The sequence below is a fragment of the Pseudoflavonifractor sp. AF19-9AC genome (assembly GCF_003478995.1).
In the GTDB taxonomy this organism is placed as follows: Bacteria; Bacillota; Clostridia; order Oscillospirales; family Oscillospiraceae; genus Lawsonibacter.
This window is the reverse complement of record NZ_QUGI01000005.1, coordinates 38782-55993: the sequence shown is the minus strand read 5'-3', so window position 1 is coordinate 55993 and position 17212 is coordinate 38782. Positions and strand designations below refer to the sequence as shown.

The 17212-nt window shown below is 61.6% G+C and carries 14 protein-coding genes; 4 read left to right on the top strand and 10 right to left on the bottom strand.

The window, feature by feature from the left end:
* Positions 1-90: 90 nt before the first annotated feature.
* Positions 91-945, bottom strand: a complete 855-nt coding sequence (locus DWX58_RS09555) for a MoxR family ATPase (RefSeq protein WP_118643324.1) — start codon at positions 943-945, stop codon at positions 91-93.
* 358 nt (positions 946-1303) lie between these two features.
* Here DWX58_RS09555 and DWX58_RS09550 point away from each other — a divergent pair, with 358 nt between their 5' ends.
* The 4 genes from DWX58_RS09550 to DWX58_RS09535 all read left to right on the top strand — a co-directional run bounded on the left by DWX58_RS09550 (position 1304) and on the right by DWX58_RS09535 (position 4496).
* Entirely contained in the window at positions 1304-2233 is a 930-nt protein-coding gene (locus tag DWX58_RS09550) for a sugar-binding domain-containing protein (protein ID WP_158579245.1), read from the top strand.
* A 231-nt stretch (positions 2234-2464) separates the two neighbouring features.
* Positions 2465-3073: a DAK2 domain-containing protein gene (locus DWX58_RS09545; protein WP_118643320.1), complete on the top strand. Its 609-nt coding sequence runs from the start codon at positions 2465-2467 to the stop codon at positions 3071-3073.
* A 39-nt stretch (positions 3074-3112) separates the two neighbouring features.
* Positions 3113-4111, top strand: coding sequence for a dihydroxyacetone kinase subunit DhaK (locus DWX58_RS09540; protein ID WP_118643318.1), 999 nt, complete (start codon positions 3113-3115; stop codon positions 4109-4111).
* Between the two features lie 64 nt (positions 4112-4175).
* Positions 4176-4496 (top strand): hypothetical protein, encoded by a 321-nt coding sequence (locus DWX58_RS09535; protein WP_118643316.1) that lies wholly within the window; start codon positions 4176-4178, stop codon positions 4494-4496.
* Positions 4497-4593: 97 nt separating this feature from the next.
* Here DWX58_RS09535 and DWX58_RS09530 read toward each other — a convergent pair whose 3' ends face one another.
* From DWX58_RS09530 to DWX58_RS09490, 9 genes are all read right to left on the bottom strand, one after another.
* Entirely contained in the window at positions 4594-5646 is a 1053-nt protein-coding gene (locus DWX58_RS09530) for a response regulator (protein ID WP_118643314.1), read from the bottom strand.
* Positions 5621-8497 carry a Na+/H+ antiporter NhaC family protein gene (locus tag DWX58_RS09525; protein ID WP_118643312.1) on the bottom strand — a complete coding sequence of 959 codons (2877 nt, stop codon included), beginning with the start codon at positions 8495-8497 and terminating at the stop codon, positions 5621-5623. Before DWX58_RS09525 ends, DWX58_RS09530 begins: the two co-directional genes overlap by 26 nt.
* Positions 8498-8658: 161 nt before the next feature.
* On the bottom strand, positions 8659-10062 hold the full coding sequence (gene nhaC / locus DWX58_RS09520) for a Na+/H+ antiporter NhaC (RefSeq protein WP_158579244.1): 1404 nt from the start codon (positions 10060-10062) through the stop codon (positions 8659-8661).
* A gap of 5 nt (positions 10063-10067) precedes the next feature.
* Positions 10068-10946: a hypothetical protein gene (locus DWX58_RS09515; protein ID WP_118643308.1), complete on the bottom strand. Its 879-nt coding sequence runs from the start codon at positions 10944-10946 to the stop codon at positions 10068-10070.
* A 9-nt stretch (positions 10947-10955) separates the two neighbouring features.
* Positions 10956-13019, bottom strand: coding sequence for a molybdopterin-dependent oxidoreductase (locus DWX58_RS09510; RefSeq protein ID WP_118643306.1), 2064 nt, complete (start codon positions 13017-13019; stop codon positions 10956-10958).
* On the bottom strand, positions 13012-13506 hold the full coding sequence (locus DWX58_RS09505) for a 4Fe-4S dicluster domain-containing protein (RefSeq protein ID WP_118643304.1): 495 nt from the start codon (positions 13504-13506) through the stop codon (positions 13012-13014). Before DWX58_RS09505 ends, DWX58_RS09510 begins: the two co-directional genes overlap by 8 nt.
* Positions 13503-14750: an FAD-dependent oxidoreductase gene (locus tag DWX58_RS09500; RefSeq protein WP_158579243.1), complete on the bottom strand. Its 1248-nt coding sequence runs from the start codon at positions 14748-14750 to the stop codon at positions 13503-13505. Before DWX58_RS09500 ends, DWX58_RS09505 begins: the two co-directional genes overlap by 4 nt.
* Before the next feature lie 430 nt (positions 14751-15180).
* Entirely contained in the window at positions 15181-16155 is a 975-nt protein-coding gene (locus DWX58_RS09495) for an oligopeptide/dipeptide ABC transporter ATP-binding protein (RefSeq protein WP_118643300.1), read from the bottom strand.
* 1 nt (position 16156) lies between these two features.
* A complete protein-coding gene (locus DWX58_RS09490) occupies positions 16157-17209 on the bottom strand; it encodes an ABC transporter ATP-binding protein (RefSeq protein WP_118643298.1) in 1053 nt (350 codons plus the stop codon).
* Positions 17210-17212 lie beyond the last annotated feature (3 nt).

The following is a 17212-nucleotide window of genomic DNA, read 5'->3' as shown; positions in this document are numbered from 1 at the left end:
TATATTCCGGATAGTTCCGTTTCGTATGGTTTTCGGAAACCGTCAGAAACAAGCTTTCCTCTCTGTCAATACTCACTGTGTTCTCCCGTCTCAGCCGAAGCGCGTCATGACAACATCCTGAACCAGCTGATACTCATACTCGTCAAAGCACTTGTTGGTAATGTTGATGGTGATGGCGTCCTTGGGGTTCATGCCGTCGGTCATCATGCGCAGGGCGGCAATCATGCCGCGCATGTCCACCGGGTGGGTGGACACCTCGCCGTTGATGGCCTTCTCATTGAGGTCTAGGAACAGCCCGATGCACCGGTCAATGTTCTCCTCCGAGGCTCCGGGCACATCCGCCCGCAGCAGCTGGTGCATCTGTCCCTCCTCCAGGGTGGGCATGCGGATGACCGTAAAGCGGGAGACCAGGGCCTCGTTGAGCTCCCGGGTGCCCGCGTAGCCGTAGTTCATGGTGGCAATGAAGCGGGTGGCCGGATGCATGGGGATACACTCATAGCCCGGCACATCAATAAGCCGGCGGTAGTCCAGCACCGAGTGCAGCACGGCCACTGCGTCATTCTTGGCCATGTTGATCTCGTCCAGAATGCAGAAGCCGCCGTACAGAGCCGCCTGGGAAATGGGTCCATGGCGCAGGCGCACCTCCCCATCCACAAAGGTGTCGGTGCCGATGAGGGTGCTGCTGTCCGTATTCACGTGGAAGGACACATTGTAGATGGGTCGGGCAAACAACCAGGCCAGGTTGTCCGACAAAATATTTTTTCCGGTGGCCTTTCCGCCGCACAGCAGAAGGTTCTCTCCCTGCAGCAGCGCCGCCACGGCCAGCTCAAAAATTTCCCGGCCAATGAATTCCACCGGCGGCTTTCCAATGCGGCCCTGTACCGCCGCGTCCGCGGAGTAGCGCTCCTTAAACTGTTCCAGTCGAATCTTCAGATCTTCTCTCATAGTGTTGCCTTTCCTCGGGCAGAGGCCCGATCCTTCCGCCTCAACAGCGCCTTCTGGGCCCCTGTTGGCATCAATTCAATTGTATCGTCCCCAGAAAATCTTGTCAATGGGATTCCCCTTCTCTCTGCGCAGGAAGGTCCTCATCTGCCGGCAGCCAACCTGTTTTCTGCCAAACTACCTGACAAAGCAAGGCGTCCTGTCCCAGTTCCCTATGCTCCCCACACCCCAGTTGTCCCGCTGCCCAGCCCTTCTTTTCTGTATGGTTTCCAGGTGGAACGGAATTTCTCCTCCAGCCGTTGCTTTTGTGCCGACAATATACTATGATGGAGTTACAAATGTAACCTTACAGGAGGCTGCCATGAACTACAGCCGGGAAAAATTACAGAAGCTGGCCCATGTGGCCCAGCGCTACTATCTGGAGGACTGGAAGCAGAGCGACATCGCCCGGGAGCTGGGGGTATCCCGCCCTCTGGTGAGCCGGATGCTCCGGGAGGCCCGGGAGCTGGGGGTGGTCCAGATCCGCGTGGGGCCGCCGGAGGACGACGCCCCCGCCCTGCTGGAGCGGCTTCGCCGGTCCAGCTCCATCCGGGACGGCGTGCTGGTGGAGGACGGCGGAGACGACGACACCACCAACCAGCTGCTCTCCCAGGGAGCCGTGCAGCTGCTGGGGCAGCTGCGGGCCCGGCACCTGGGCATCGGCTGGGGCTACCTCATCGGCCAGCTGGTGACCTGGCTGGAAAAGCACCCTCAGCTGGACAGCACCGTCACCCACATCTGCCCCCTGGTGGGCAACGCCAGCATCCCCGCCCGGAACTACCAGTCCAACGAGAACGTCCGCCTCATCGCCCAGCAGCTGGGGGCCACCCCCCACTTCATCTACCTCCCCGCCCTCCCCGAGGGACTGGAGGAAAAGCAGCTGCTGTGCTCCACGGAGATTTACCGCCAGATCCAGACCCAGTGGGAGCGGATGGACACCGCCCTGGTGAACATCGGCAATTACCCCTCCAGCCCTGACTTTGCCTCCCTGGTGCGGTACGGCGATCTGCTCCAGCAGGCCCACACCTGCGGCCGCCTGCTCATCTACTACTTCAACGAGGAGGGGGAGGTCATCCAGTCGGACCAGGACTTTGCCATCCAGATCCCCCTGGACACCCTGAAGCGCTGCCCCAACGTCATCGGCGTCTGCTCCGCCAACACCAGCGCCCGGGCCCTGCGGGGGGCGCTGAACTCCGGCATCTTTACCCACCTGGTGGCCCGCAGCCAGCTGGTCCGGGACCTCCCCCTCTAATCTCGTTACATATGTAACCCCGCATTCCGAAACCGCCCCTTCGGAACGCGGGGTTCTTTGCTGTTTTGCACAGTTTTTTATATTTATTTTAGGCGCTTTATAGAATATATCCCCGTTCGTTGACTTCCTCGGGTCGGTAAGATAAAATAATTGAACAAACGTAACTTCCCGGCAGCGGCAAACCTTCCCGCTTGCCGGAATCCCATCAAAGCAGAAAGAAGGAGTGCCGCAATGAAGAAAGCAGAGCTTGCCGCGCGCCTGAACCGCGCCTGCGCACAGGTGATCGAGGCCGAGCCGGTGCTCACCGAAATTGACTCCAAATTCGGCGACGCAGACCACGGACTCACCATGACCAAAATTGCCGGAGCCATTGCTCAGGCGGTGGAGGAGTCCCAGGATGGCATCCAGGCCATGCTGGATGACGCCGCTATGTCCGTGATGGTGCTCAACGGCGGCAGCGCCGTTCCCCTGTGGAACACCTGGCTGGACGGGCTGCAGGAGGCCGCCCCCGCCGGGGACGAGGTGGATGTGGCCGGGCTGAAGGCCATGTTTGCCCAGGCCCTGGAGGCGCTCAACGATATGTCCGGAGCCAAGGTGGGGGACAAAACCATGATGGACGCCCTCATCCCTGCCAGCGAAGCCATTGCCGCCTACCAGGGGGACAGCGAGGCAGAGCTGTTTGCCGCCGCCGCCCAGGCCGCCCAGGCGGGCATGGAGGCCAGCAAACAGTATGTGGCCAAATTCGGCCGCGCCAAGAGCTACAAGGATCAGACCATCGGCACCCCCGACGCCGGGGCCGCCTCCATGGCCTTTTTCTTCCAGGGTCTGGCCCAAGTGTAACGTCATTCATTCTGAACTTAAAACCGGGAGGTACATCTCATGAAAATGAAGAAGTTTATCAACGCCCCTGAGACCATTACCGATGAGGAGCTGGTGGGTCTGGGTCTGGCCTACCCCGACATTCTGGACGTGGACGGCCACCTGGTCATCAGCAAGGACCTGGCCGATGCCGACCGGGTGACCATCGTGACCTACGGCGGCTCCGGCCACGAGCCCGCCCAGGCCGGCTTTGTGGGCAAGGGCATGCTGGACGTCCAGGCCGTGGGCGACATCTTCGCCGCCCCCAACGCCAAGCTGGTCTTTGACGCCATGAAGCTGGCAGACAAGGGCCACGGCGTGCTGCTGCTCACCCTGAACTATGCCGGCGACCAGCTGGCCGGCAAGCAGGCCATGAAGCTGGCCCAGAAGGCCGGGCTCAACTTCCGCCAGGTGGTCACCGGCGAGGAAGTCCAGTACGACCCCAACGGCGAGGACAACAAGCGCGGTCTGGCCGGGGCCGTGGCCCTCTACCACATCGCCGCCGCGGCCGCCCGGGAGGGCAAGAGCCTGGATGAGGTGGCCGAGATCGCCCAGCGCTACGCGGACAACATGGCCTCCATCACCGTCAAGTCCACCGACGCCACCCACCCCCAGAACGGCATGTCCTTCGGCGACCTGGGCGAGACCGACATGATGGAGATCGGCGCCGGCCAGCACGGCGAGGGCGGCGGCGTCCGGGTGCCCATGATGTCCTCCAAGGACACCGTTGCCACCGTGGCCGAGGCCCTGTGCGCCAAGCTGGCCCTGAAGGAAGGGGACCGGGCCTTTGTGATGATCAACGGCTGCGGCGCCACCACCATGATGGAGATGCTGGTGCTCTTCAAGGACACCGTGGAGTTCCTGAAGGCCAAGGGCGTGGAGGTCGTGGCCAGCATGGTGGGCGAGATCCTCACCGTGCAGGAGGCCGGCGGCTTCCAGATGAACATCGCCAAGTGGGACGATGAGTTCATCCACCTGTGGAACACCCCCTGCCACACCCCCGCTTACAGCAAGGAGTAACTCATTCTCTGGAAGTACCGGGCGGACGCCCCACTTCCCCACCACAAACAAGGAGGAAATGCCCATGTCTGCGGAGTATATGCACATCGGAATCCCCATCACCAACCGCAAGCCCAACATGACCTACAACGAAGGGGCCAAGTTCTGGGTCAGCAACGTGGATGATTACGACTACAAGATCGAGTATCTGAAGTTTGAGGAGGGCACTCCCTTCCCCGAGGAGATCCACCGCAACCCCCATGTGGCCTATAAGGTGGACAATCTGGAGAAGTACATCGCCGACGCGGACAGCGTCATCTGCGGCCCCATGCCCGCCGGGGAAAAGGATCGCCTGGCCTTCGTGTGGAAGGACGGCGCCATTCTGGAGCTGTACGAGGCCAACTGACAAAAGCATAATTTTCAAGAAAACGCGCGGGACGGCATCGCATCCGTCCCGCGCGTCTTTATTTCCCGGTCCCGTTCTGCCGGTCTTTTCTCCGCCGTCACAGCCCCTCCCGAAACTCCGAGGGGGTCACCCCCACCTCGGCCTTGAACACCGAGGCGAAGTACTTGGAGGCGTGGAAGCCGGCCTTCTCCGCCACCTCGTAAATTTTCAGGCTGGGGTCCCGCAGCAGCTCCTTGGCCTTCTCAATGCGGAAGCGGAGAATGTAGTCGCTGATGTTCTCCCCCGTCTCCTGCTTGAAGATTTTGGAGAGGTAGTTGGGGTGGAGATAGGTGATCTCCGAGAGGGATTTCAGGCTGATTTCCGAGACATAGTTCTCCCGGACAAACTGCTTCACCAGCCGCACCGCCCGGCCGCTCTCGCTGTCCTCCCGGGGCGGCAGCGTCTCCGTCTGCATCTGCTTTTGGTACACCTGGGGCAGCTGCTCCGGCGTGACCCGCTGCCCTCCAAGGCCGCGGGCCTTGCCCCAGGCCTTCACCGCCTCTTCCTCCACATCCGCGCCCCACAAAAGCAGCAGGGCGTTTTCTCCATAGGAGAAAGCGTAGACGTCCTCCCCCAGGGCGCTTCCCTCCTTCTCCCAGGCCTCCCTGTCCTCCCCGGAGGCAGGCCCTCTGCCCCAGAGCACAAACACGTCCCCCTCCAGGTTCAGCCGCTGCCGCAGCCAGCGCCGGTGTTCCTCCTCCAGGAAGGGATACTCCTGCAGGTAGCGCACCAGGCAGCTCCGCTTCACTCCCCGGAGGTTCTGCTCCGCCCGCTCCAGCGCCTGACGGATTTTGGCGGGGCTCACCGGCTTGAGCAGGTAGTCGGCCACCCCCCGCTGGATGGCGTGCTGGGCATAGGAAAAATCGGCGTAGCCGCTGACGATGACGATCTGGCGGCAGCTGGAATCCAGCTTGTCCAGCATCTCCAGCCCACTCATGCCGGGCATTTTGATGTCGGTGAAGATAAGGTCAAAGTCCGTCTCCCGGCACAGTTCCAGGGCCGCCGCGCCGTTCACCGCCGTCTGCACCAGGGCCGGCGGCCTGAGCCGCCCCACAAGGGCGGCCAGACCCGCCCGGGCCTTGGGTTCATCTTCCACAATCAGAATGTTCATCCGTTTCCTCCTCCATCCGCTCCGTCTCCAGGGGAAGTTCCACCGTCACCCGGGTGTAGGCGTTGACCTGGCTCTCCAGCAGCAGGCGGGCCCGGTCCCCGTACATGTACCGCAGGCGGTGGCTCACATTCACCAGTCCGATGTGCTCCCCCTGCTCCCCGGCGTACTCCTTCCTGGCCAGCCGATCCCGCAGCTGGGCCAGCAGCTCCTCGTCCATGCCGCAGCCGTTGTCTTCCACCGTGATCTGCACCGTTCCCTCCCGGCGGCAGGCGGTCACCCGCACCAGGCCGTGCTCCCGGTCCTCCAGACCGTGGGAGACGGCGTTTTCCACCAGAGGCTGCAGGAGCATTTTGGGGGCCATCTCCCGTTCCACATCCTCCGGGCAGGAAATTTCATAGTCAAACCGGTCGCCAAAGCGGTGCTTTTGAATTTTCAGGTAATTTTCCGCCTGCTCAAACTCCATGGCCAGGAAGACCTGTCCGCTGAACTGGTCCAGGCTGTAATGGAGCATGTCCGAGAGGGAGAGCAGAATCTCGCTGATCTCATACTCCCCCTTCTCCACCAGGTCCCAGTTGATGGAGTCCAGGGCGTTGTACAAAAAGTGGGGGCTGATCTGGGACTGGAGGGCCTTCAGCTTGGCGTCCCGCTCGCTGAGCTTCAGGCGGAGGGTGCGGTTTACCAGCTTGTCCAGCTCCAGCTTCATCTGGGAGAAGGTGCGGTTGAGCATGCCGATCTCGTCATCTCCCACATCCAGGTCAGAGGCCGTCTCAAAGTCGCCGGACTGAATTTTCCGCATGTTGTCCGCCAGGGCCCGGATGCCCCGGGACATGTTGTAGGAGATGAGGCAGGCGCTGCACACCGCCAGGATGGCCAGCACCATGGCAAGGCGCACCACCACCGTCCCGCTCACTCCCTGGTTCTCCCGGAGGAATCGGGCGTCCTCCGTCAGCACCAGGGTACACTGGGGGGTCAGTTCCGCCCGGGCGGACAGGGTATCGCCGGACTGGCCCAATTCTTCCTGCAGAGCGTCCGTTCCCCCCTGGTCCGTACAGACCACATATACCGCCCCCCGCTCCTCCTCCCCATAGAGCATCTGCTGGAGATAGGCCCGGTCCAGGGTGAGAAACACGGTGCCCCATTGGGTTTCCAGGGGGAAGCGTTCCTCCCCCGCCTCCGTCTCCGCCGTCTCCACATAGGGCAGACGCCGGAGGGCGGCCAGAGCCTCCTCCCGGCTTTCACTCCCCTCCCCGGCGGCTTCCAGTCCGCTTTGCACCAGAGCCACCGTCCGCTGGGCACCCCGGTCCAGCTGAGCCTGGGCCTGGCGGGCGGCCTCCCGCCCCTGGATGGAGTAAAACAGCAGGCTCAGCACCACCGTGGGCACCACGCCGATGGTCAGAAAAACCAGGAGCAGCTTGCTGCGCAGGTTGTTTTTGATCTTGTAGCGCCGGTACCACCTGGGCCTGGGGTGCTCCTGGGCGTACTGGGTGACTACCCCCACCCCAAAGCGGGACATGGTCAGGGAGACCACCGGCGTGAGCAGGTTCAGCACCACAAAGGGGGCGTAAGCACTCACCGGCACGCCCAGAGTCTCGGAGATGAACACCCCCGCCGCCGTCCAGGGGATGAGAGGGGCGGAGAGGGTGGAGCCCTCCTCAATGGTGCGGGAGAGCATGGCCAGGGACAGGCGGTGCTCCTGGTACAGGGGGCGGTAGACATTTCCGTTGAGCACCATGCTCAGGTAGTTGTCGGCAAAGACGCAGTTGCCCAGCACGCTGGTGACCATGGTGGCCAGGAGCAGAGAAAAGTCCGACTTCAGGTAATGCCGGCAGTGGCGGATGATGCTGGAGAAAAAGCCCGCCCGCTGCAGCGCGCCGCCCAGACACACCGCCAGCAGGCACAGGTAAAAGCCGTTGATCATGGCGTCGATGCCTCCCTGGCTGAGCAGGGTGTCCAGGGCATCCACCCCCGTCTCCCCCTGTCCGCCGGACATGAGGGCGGTCATGGCGGCGGAGATGGTGCTGTGCTGGGTGAGCACGCTGCACACCACCCCCGCTCCGATGCCCGACAGCAGGGCCACGAAGACGTGGACCCGCAGAAGGCACAGGGCCATCAGCAGAATGGGCGGGAGAATGGCAAGGAAGCTGAGATTGTACTGCCCAGCCAGGGCGGTCTGCATCCGCAGGAGGATGGCCCCGTCCATCTCCGCCCCGCTGGCCAGCACCCGGTTCAGCACGCCGAACACCACCACCGTCAGCAGATAGGAGGGCAGGGTGGTGTAGGCCATGACCTGAACATGCCGGTAGACGTCCACCTCCGTCACCGTGGTGGTGAGCAGGGTGGAGTCGGAGATGGGGGACATCTTGTCCCCGAACCAGGCGCCGGACACAATGCTGCCCACAATGAGGCCGGCGGGCAGGTCAATGCTGCCTCCCTCCGCCACACCCACAATGACAATGCCCAGGGTGCCCACCGTGCCCCAGGAGGTGCCGATGATGAGGGACACCAGACTGCACAGCAGGAAGGCGGTGACCAGAAAATACCGGGGATTCAGGATGTTGAGGCCGTGGTAGAGCAGCACGGGGATGGTACCGCAGTGGATCCAGGAGCCGATGAGGGCGCCGATGAGGGGAAAGAACAAAAGGCCGGTGAGGGCCTGGGCGCAGCCGGAGGACATGCCGTCCACCAGCTCCGCCACCTTGATGCCGTGGATCCGGGCAATCATGGCCACATAGATCATATCCAGAAACAGCAGCAGGGTGATCTCCAGATGCAGCACAAACAGGCCCAGAAACAAAATCACCAGTGCCCCCAGCGTTCCCACCAGGGATAATTTTAGCGACGGCTGCCCCATAGCAAGCTTCTCCTTCTCTTATGACGCAAAAACAGAAAGTGCCATCCCCCGTCCCGGACCCGGGACGGAGGATGGTACATGGGGATATGACACGTCTGCCGCTCCGGACGGGCACCGGGAGGGGAGCCGGCGTCCGTCCGGGGCGAAACGCAAAACGGGAATTACGCTTTGGCCTTCTTGGCACCCTTCACATAAAGCACGCCAATGCCTGTGGCGGCACTGATGAGGCCCACCACCGGGCTTACAAAGTTCAGCACGCAGTAGGGGGCGTATTCCGCCACGCTGATGCCCAGGGTGCCTGTGAGGAAGGCGGCAGCCGCCGTCCAGGGAATCATGGGCACGGACATGGTGGCCATTTCCTCAATGGTACGGGAGAGCATGCTCCGGTCCAGGCCCCGCTCGTCGTACATGTCCCGGTACAGGTTGCCGTTGAGGATCATGGTGAGGTAGTTGTCGGCGAACATCATGTTGCTCAGCAGGCAGGAGACCATGGTGGTGAACACCAGGGAGAAGGTGGAGCGCATGTACTTGGCCAGGTTCTCAATGATGACGTGGAGGAACTGGGTCTTGGTGAGCACGCCGCCCATACAAACGGCCACCATGCACAGGAACATGGAGCTCATCATGCTGTTCATGCCGCCCCGGTTCAGCAGGGTGTTGACCTCGGCGATGGGGGTCTCCACCTGCAGGCCGTTCATCACGGCGGCCATGGTGTCCATCACGGTGTTGCCCTGAACCGCCATGCTGCAGAAGGAGCCGGCGGCGATGGCGCCCAGCAGGGAGATAAAGGCGTGGGTGCGCAGGACGCACAGAATGATCAGCACGATGGGGGGAATAAACACCAGGGGGCTGAGGTTGAAGTGCTCGGCCAGGGTCTCCTTGATGGGCGCAATCACGTCATAGTTCAGGGTGGCGTCACCGGCATAGAAGAAGTTGATGATGCCGAAGATGATGGTGGAAATGATGAACGAGGGGATGGTGGTGTAAGCCATGCCCCGGATGTGGTTATAGACATCGGTCTCCACAGCGGTGGCGGAGAGCACGGTGGAGTCGGAGATGGGGGACATCTTGTCGCCGAACCAGGCGCCGGCGATGATGCTGCCGGCCACGATGCCGAAGGGGATGCTCAGATCACTGCTGATGGCCACACCGGCGATGGCCAGGCCCGCGGTGCCCACGGTGCCCCAGGAGGTACCGATGAGCAGGGACAGGGCGCTGCAGATGATGAAGGACGAAATGAGGAAGAAGCGGGGGTTCAGAATGTCCAGCCCGTAGTACACCAGGGCGGGGATGGTGCCGCCGATGAGCCAGCTGCCGATGACAGCGCCCACCAGGGGGAAGAACAGCAGACCGATGAGGGCCTTGGCCACGCCCTCCTGCATGCCCTCCACCAAATCATTGAGGGTGACCCCGTTGAAGCGGCCCACAATGCCGGCGTAAATGATGCCGATGGTCAGGGCGATAATGACGTCCACCTTAAAGAGCAGCACGCAGGACAGGAGGATCACCAGTACGCCCAGGGTTCCGATCAATGCCAGTTTCAGCGTCGGTTTCTTCTTTTCCATAACATTCACTCCTTTTCTTGTCGGGTTCCCAGCATGTCTGCACACGCCAGGACCTCTCCCACACATAACAGGCCCAGCCCAAGCACAGGAAGCCCCGGGGCAAGCTGCTCCCCCAGCAGCTTCCACCCCAGCAGGCCGCACACAGGCAGGGCGCCGAACACAAGACTGCCGGAAATGGTATTCCGGCCCTTCAGCCGCCCCAGCAGCAGCGGCAAGCCGATGCTCCAGAGGACCGCGCCCCCCAGAAACAGCAGCAGCGCCCCGCCGCCCGGACAAGCAATTCCTTTGGGGTCAAAGACGGCCACCGGCAGGGCCATCAGTCCCCCCCACACATTCTGCCAGCCCACAACGAACTGCGCAGGATACTCCTCCGCCAGGTCCAGAGTCAGGATAAGCCACAAAGTCCAGGTAATCAGCAGTCCCAAGGGGACCAGATACCAGACAAGGCGCAATTCCCGTCCCCCCATTCCCATGGCACACACCGCCCCAATGGCGGTCACCGCCACAGACAGAACGGTTCGGGGACGGATGTACTGCTCCTTCACCAGGGAGAGACCAATGAGCAGCGTCAGGCACTGGAGGGAAAAGGCCACGGTCAGCTCCCCCAGCCCCGCCAGGGAGGCCCAGCAGGCGGCCAGAACCATGTACCCCGCATATAGCCCGCTGCTCACCGCCGCCACCGGCCAGTGCTCCCGCCGCCACCGGATTCCGGCGCCGGAGCCTGCCCGTCTGACCGCCAGCCCCAGCACACCGGAAATCAGCATGGAGGCCGAGGCCAAAAGCCCCGCAGGGATCTGCTCCGCCAGAAGGGTCAGCCCGGCCAGATTCAACAGCCAGACCAGCGCCGCCCCGGCCAGAGCCGCAGCCCCCACCTTATTGGTCATGGGCTCCTCTCACCCCTCCTTTTCCACCCGGACGGGCACCGACTTCATCACCGGGAACCCGCTGAGAAAATCAAAGGTGTCGTCCAGGGTGAGGCGGTTCACGTTGGCTTCCTTCCAGCCATGGGTGATCTGCACCACCCCGGGCATGATCTCGTCGGCCACCGCCACATGGACAGGAATGACAATGCTGCCGATGCGGGAGGTTACCCGCACCTGGTCTCCCTCCTTCACGCCCAGCTTCTGGGCGTCCGCCTCGTGGATCTCAATTTCCGGGCTTCTCAGCGCCTGGGAGAGGGCGGGGAGGTTATGGCCCCGTGCGTGACAGAAGGGCAGCTTCCGCGCCCCGGTGACCAGGGCGAAGGGGTAGTCGGGATCAGGCTGGTTGGTTTTGGGCGGGATATACACCGGCAGATCGGGATAGCCGTACCCCGCCAGATAGTCGGAGACAAACTCCACCTTCCCGCTGGGGGTCTTGAAGGGGGGCTCCCCGTCCGCCTCCCGCTCCCGGTACTTCTGGTAGCGGGGCCGGGCGTATTGATAGCCCGAGGGAGCCTTTTTCAGCTCCTCCAGGGTGAGGCCCGTGTCCTCCAGCAGCCAGGCGTTGAGTGCGTCCTCGTTCTCCCAGGGGAAGTACTCCCCAGCCCCCAGCCGGTGGGCCAGGTCGTGGAAGAACTGGTACTCGTCCTGCACCTCCGGCGGAGGGGGCAGCACCCGGTTTGTGAGGGTGACAGTGTGGAAAAGCCCGTGGGTCACCAGCTCGCTGCGCTCCAGGTAGGAGGCGGCGGGCAGGACATAGTCGGCCAGCTGGGCCGTCTCGGAGAGAAACAGGTCCCGGACCACAAAGAGCTCCAGGGAGCTGAGGGCCTTTCTCACCTTGTCGCTGTTGGGGTTTGTAATGGCCGGGTTGGCAGCGGTCATCACGATGGCTTTGATGGGGTAGGGTTCTCCGCTGAGGATGGTGTCCATGAGGGTCATGGTGTGGCACTCATGGCGGAAGTCATAGAGCACAGGAAACTTGTCCGCCCCCAGGGGCTCCAGCTCCTTCAAGGGCTTCTGGTCGTACAGGGGCAAATACCGGATGTCCAGCCCCACCGGCAGGTACTTGCCGCCCTTCTGGTCCACCGAGCCGATGAGCCCGTCGATGCAGGTCACCGCCCGGATGCTGTTGACGCCGTTTTCGTGGTGCTCAAAGCCGTTGCCCACCACAATGCCCGTGCGGGGCATGCTGTCCCGGATTTCCCGGGCAATCTGGGGAATGAGGGCCGCGGCGTCGCAGCCCGTCTCTTTGGCCACGTAGTCGTAGGTAAACTGCTGGGCATATTCCTTCAGGCGCTCAAAGCCCAGGGTGTAGCGCTCAATAAAGTCATGGTCCAGCCAGTCATTTTGGATGAGCTCCCGGATGATGCCCAGGGCCAGGGCCCCATCGGTGCCGGGCCGGACCTGGACAAAGAGGTCCGCCTGGCGGGCAATCTGGGTAAAGCGCACATCAATGACGATGAGCCGCGCTCCCCGCTCCCGGGCCCGGTTGATCTGCTGGGTCACGTTGGGGTGGGAGTTGGGCGGGTTCTGGCCCCAGTAGATGAGACACTTGGCGTTGTCCACATCGGCCTGGAACCCCTGGGGGCCCAGCACCAGGCCGCCTCCCATCCAGCGGCTGGCAAAGCAGGCCGAGTCGTTGGAGAAGTAGTTGGGCGAGCCGATGGCGTGGATCCACCGCCGGGCCAGCTCCTCCTGCTGGGCAAAGCCCACGGCCTCCCCCTTCCAGACGCCCACAGCCCGGGCGCCGTACTTGGCCTGGATGCCCTTGATTTTTTCCGCAATTTCATCCAGGGCCTGCTCCAGGGGGATCTCCACGAAGCCCTGCTCCGTGCGCTTGAGAGGGTGCTTCAGCCGCTGGGGCGAGGTGAACATCTCCAGGCCATGGCTGCCCTTGATGCAAAGCCGCCCCCGGTTCCACACGTGGTCTCGGTTGCCCTCGATCCTGGTGATCTTGTCCCCGTCCAGGTGGACGTCAATGCCGCAGCGGTCGTCGCACATTCTGCACAGGGTCTTTACAATCCGTGTTTCACTCATGGCTGGTTTCCTCACCCCCGTTCCCCATGCGCACCAGCTTGTAGCCGAACATGTTCTGCTTCCGCTCCGCCAGCTTGTCGATCTCCTCGTAGTTGAGGGCGCCGCTGATGCAGTGCTTGACGCACTCCGGGTCGCCGCCGCACAGGTCACACTTCCGGCTGACCAGCTTCTGGGCATCAAAGCGGATGTTCCCGTAGGGGCAGGCCAGAATGCACATCTTGCACCCGGCGCACCGCAGGGGATCGATGACCACCGCGCCCGTCTCCTCGTTCCGGGAGATGGCTCTGGCCGGACAGACCTCCATGCACCAGGCCCGGGCACAGTGGAAGCAGGTCACCGGCATCACAAAGCGGTCCGGTGTGGAGACGCTGACGTGGATATTGGACCACCGGCGGTCACAGCTGTCCCCGCTCTGGGCAAAGGCGCAGGCCATCTCACAGTCGTGGCAGCCCACACATTTTTCCGGCGTCACGGTTACCATTTTCATCCCGGTTGTCCCTCCTCCCAATTTCTTGCAAACACTTGTTTATTTACATAATCCCCCAGTTCCTGGGGGTGTCGCGTCATGGGCTGGTGCCGGGCAATCAGGGGCCGCAGCTTGCCCAGGAAGGACACGCCCTCGCTGCCTCCGATGAGAGTGGCGCCGCACAGGACCCCGTCCTTGCCAAAGACGCACAGCCGTCCATAGCCCAGCTCCTCCGGCAGGACCACACATTCGTCCACATCCTGCTGCCGGAACTTGCCCACAGAGGCCACCGTGACGTGGAACATCTGGGTGACGTTCATATTGAGGCTGCCGTCGTAGGGCAGGTCCACCCCGGCCATCTGGCCTCCGGCCACCCGGCCCATCTCCACGGCAGTGGGCCACAGGGAGTGGAGCACATGCTCCTCCCCAAATACCGTGGGGCCCGCGGCCACATCTCCGGCGGCGTACACGTCCGGGTGGCTGGTCTGCATTTTCCCGTTGACGGGGATGCCCTTTTCCACCAAAATCCCGCTGCCGGCCAGAAATTCCGTGTTGGGCTTCACGCCCGCGCCCACCAGAATGACGTCGGCGTCCACCCACAGGCCTTCCTCCAAACAGATACGCAGGCCGCCATCGGGGCCCGGCTCAATGCTCTTTGTATGGACAGGGGCCAGCAGCTCCACGCCGCTGTCCCGGATAGCCTGGGCCACCACCTCCGCCCCCGCCTCGTCCATGGCCGAGGGCATAATCCGGTGGCCCAGCACGGTGACGGGAAGACCCCGGAACCGGGCGGCCCAGGCCGCCTGCAGCGCCACAAAGCCAGACCCGATGACCGCCACCCGGGCCCCCGGGTGCAGCAGGGGCATCATGTGGTCCAGGTCCTCCTTGGTGCGCATGTAGCACACCCGGCTGTCCTGAATACCGGGGATATTGGGCGTAGACGCCCGGGCTCCGGTGGCGATGAGCAGCTTATCATAGGAGCAGACGGTGCCGTCCTTCAGGATGAGCCGGTGCTCCGCCTCTTCCAGCCTGGCCGCCTCCCCCTGCACATAGCGCAGGTTCAGACGGGTAAAATAGTCGCTCTCCCGTATGGTCAGCCCCTGGTAGGGGATCTTGCCCCGCAGCACATAGGGCAGCAGCACCTTGGAATAGGGCAGCCCCTCCTCGGGACTGATCAGCGTCACATCGCTTTGCTCGTCATGCCGCCGGAATTCCTCTGCGGCGGAGAGCGCCGCGGCGCTGCTTCCCAAAATTACGACTTTCAATTCCAGCCCCTCCTTCCCCATTCGGTTCTGGCCCAGCTTTTTTGGAGATTATAGCACACTACTGTGCTAGAGGGAAAGGCATACTTAAAAATCGCATAAAATTATGGTAAGAATATTGAATTATCGAACCATGTCCTCCCCATATTCTGGAGCCTTTGCCCGACTCTCACAGTCTCTTTTACTCCGCTTCCTCCATCCAGCACTTTGCCCTTTCTTTCCCACGTCATAATGCTCCTCAGCCAGCCGGCCCCAAAAATTCTTTTTCCGTTTTTCTGCAAAAAAGTCTGTACTGCTTCTTGGCAGTACAGACTTTACTCAGAAATTCGGTTTGCTTTCTTCTTCGCCAGGGCTCGGTCGGATGCCAATTCCAGCCGCCGGGGGAAGGACCAGCAGCGCAGGCGTCGGCCCGGCGGATGGCATTGGGCCAGCTTCAGGGGAACAGGTGACAGGCAATCTGGCGTCCGTCCACCTCTTTGACCGGCGGCTTTACCTCCATGCAGATTTTTTCCTTGCAGGTACACCGGGTGCAGAAGGGGCAGCCTTTGGGCGGGTTGATGGGGCTGGGGATTTCCCCTTCCAAAAGGGTGCGTTTCTGCTCTCTGGTGCGGATGGGGTCCGGAATGGGAACCGCCGAAAGAAGCGCCTTGGTATAGGGGTGCATGGGGTGGGTGTAAACCTCTTCGCTGGGTCCGCATTCCACCATGTTGCCCAAATACATCACGCAGATTCGGTCGCTGATATGGCGCACCATGGACAGGTCATGGGCGACAAACAAATAGGTAAGATTTAATTTGTCCCGCAATTCCTCCAGCATGTTGATAATCTGTGCCTGAATGGACACGTCCAACGCAGAGATGGGCTCATCGCACATGATGAAGGAGGGATTGACGGCCAGCGCTCTGGCAATTCCCACGCGCTGACGCTGTCCGCCGGAAAACTCATTGGGATAGCGGCGAATGTGATCCGGCTTGAGCCCGACCACGTTCAGCAGCTCCTGTACACGCTCCTCCTGCTCCGCCTTTGTCCCAATATGGTGGATGCGCATGGGTTCGCTGATGATATCTCCAATGGTCAGACGAGGATTCAACGACGCGTAAGGGTCCTGGAAGATGATCTGCATCTTCTTTTTCACCGGAATGAGCTCCCGGTTGCTGGCGTTGGTAATATCCTGCCCATCAAAGAAAATTTTTCCTCCGGTGGGTTTGTAAAGGCGGACCGCTGTGCGGCCCAGCGTGGTCTTGCCGCAGCCGGATTCTCCAACCAGTCCCAGCACCTCGCCCCGGCGTATGCCAAAGGAGACTCCGTCCACCGCATGGACCACCTGTCGTTCTCTGCTGAAAATCTTTCGGCTTTTTACGGGAAAGTACTTCTTTAAATCCTGAATTTCCAGAATATTGTCTGCCATATCATCCCTCCTGCTCCATCGCCATAACTTCAGGATGGCAGCGCCAGCACTTGCAGCTGTGTGTATCAGACAGAGTCACAACCGGCGGCTCGTGGGCCTTGCAGATCTTCATGGCATACTTACAGCGGTCCACAAATGCACAGCCCTGGGGCGGCTTACGCAGGTCCGGCGGACTGCCGGGGATGGGCTCCAGTTTGCGCTTGCCGCCCAGCTCATTGTCACAGGTCGCCACAGAGTTCAGCAGGCCCTCGGTGTACGGATGCCGGGCCCGGTAAAAAATATCCATGTCCGAGCCTTCTTCCATGATCTGCCCGCCGTACATAATGATAATGTGGGTACACATGGAGGCTACCACGCCCAGGTCGTGGGTAATCAAAATGATGGACATCCCGATCTTTTTCTGCAGCGACTGCATCAGCTCCAAAATCTGAGCCTGAATGGTGACGTCCAGTGCCGTGGTGGGCTCATCGGCAATCAGCAGCTTGGGCTTGCTGTTCAGCGCCATGGCGATCATAATCCGCTGCCGCATGCCGCCCGAAAGTTCGAAGGGATACTGGGACAGCCGCTTTTCCGCGTTGGTAATGCCTACCAGCTCCAGCATCTCGATGTTGCGCGCCCGGCACTCCGCATTGGACAGGTGAAAATACCGCTTCAGTCCTTCTGACATCTGGAACCCCACCGTCAGAAGCGGGTTCAGATAGGTCATGGGGTCCTGAAAAATCATTCCAATGTCCTTGCCCCGAATATCCTGCAAGTGCTTTTCGTAGTTTGCTTTTACATTGCGCAGCGTCTGCAAATCCACTTCGTCCGTTTCCGGATGCAGATCCAGCAACGTCTCGCCGTCAAATGTTACCCGGCCCTGGCCAACATAGCCATTTTTCGCCAACAGACCCATGACAGAAAACATGGTGACGCTCTTTCCAGAGCCGGATTCTCCTACGATCCCCAGCACTTCTCCCTGTTCTACCTTGAAGGAGACGTCCCGCACAGGACGGACCACTCCGTTTTCGGTGTTGAAGAACGACCGGAGATGTTCAACTTCTAACACATACATAGT

Coding starts and splice junctions, on each gene's coding strand:
- DWX58_RS09555 (WP_118643324.1), bottom strand. CDS start 945: ATGAGAGAAGATCTGAAGATTCGACTGGAACAGTTTAAGGAGCGCTAC.
- DWX58_RS09550 (WP_158579245.1), top strand. CDS start 1,304: ATGAACTACAGCCGGGAAAAATTACAGAAGCTGGCCCATGTGGCCCAG.
- DWX58_RS09545 (WP_118643320.1), top strand. CDS start 2,465: ATGAAGAAAGCAGAGCTTGCCGCGCGCCTGAACCGCGCCTGCGCACAG.
- DWX58_RS09540 (WP_118643318.1), top strand. CDS start 3,113: ATGAAAATGAAGAAGTTTATCAACGCCCCTGAGACCATTACCGATGAG.
- DWX58_RS09535 (WP_118643316.1), top strand. CDS start 4,176: ATGTCTGCGGAGTATATGCACATCGGAATCCCCATCACCAACCGCAAG.
- DWX58_RS09530 (WP_118643314.1), bottom strand. CDS start 5,646: ATGAACATTCTGATTGTGGAAGATGAACCCAAGGCCCGGGCGGGTCTG.
- DWX58_RS09525 (WP_118643312.1), bottom strand. CDS start 8,497: ATGGGGCAGCCGTCGCTAAAATTATCCCTGGTGGGAACGCTGGGGGCA.
- nhaC (WP_158579244.1), bottom strand. CDS start 10,062: ATGGAAAAGAAGAAACCGACGCTGAAACTGGCATTGATCGGAACCCTG.
- DWX58_RS09515 (WP_118643308.1), bottom strand. CDS start 10,946: ATGACCAATAAGGTGGGGGCTGCGGCTCTGGCCGGGGCGGCGCTGGTC.
- DWX58_RS09510 (WP_118643306.1), bottom strand. CDS start 13,019: ATGAGTGAAACACGGATTGTAAAGACCCTGTGCAGAATGTGCGACGAC.
- DWX58_RS09505 (WP_118643304.1), bottom strand. CDS start 13,506: ATGAAAATGGTAACCGTGACGCCGGAAAAATGTGTGGGCTGCCACGAC.
- DWX58_RS09495 (WP_118643300.1), bottom strand. CDS start 16,155: ATGGCAGACAATATTCTGGAAATTCAGGATTTAAAGAAGTACTTTCCC.
- DWX58_RS09490 (WP_118643298.1), bottom strand. CDS start 17,209: ATGTATGTGTTAGAAGTTGAACATCTCCGGTCGTTCTTCAACACCGAA.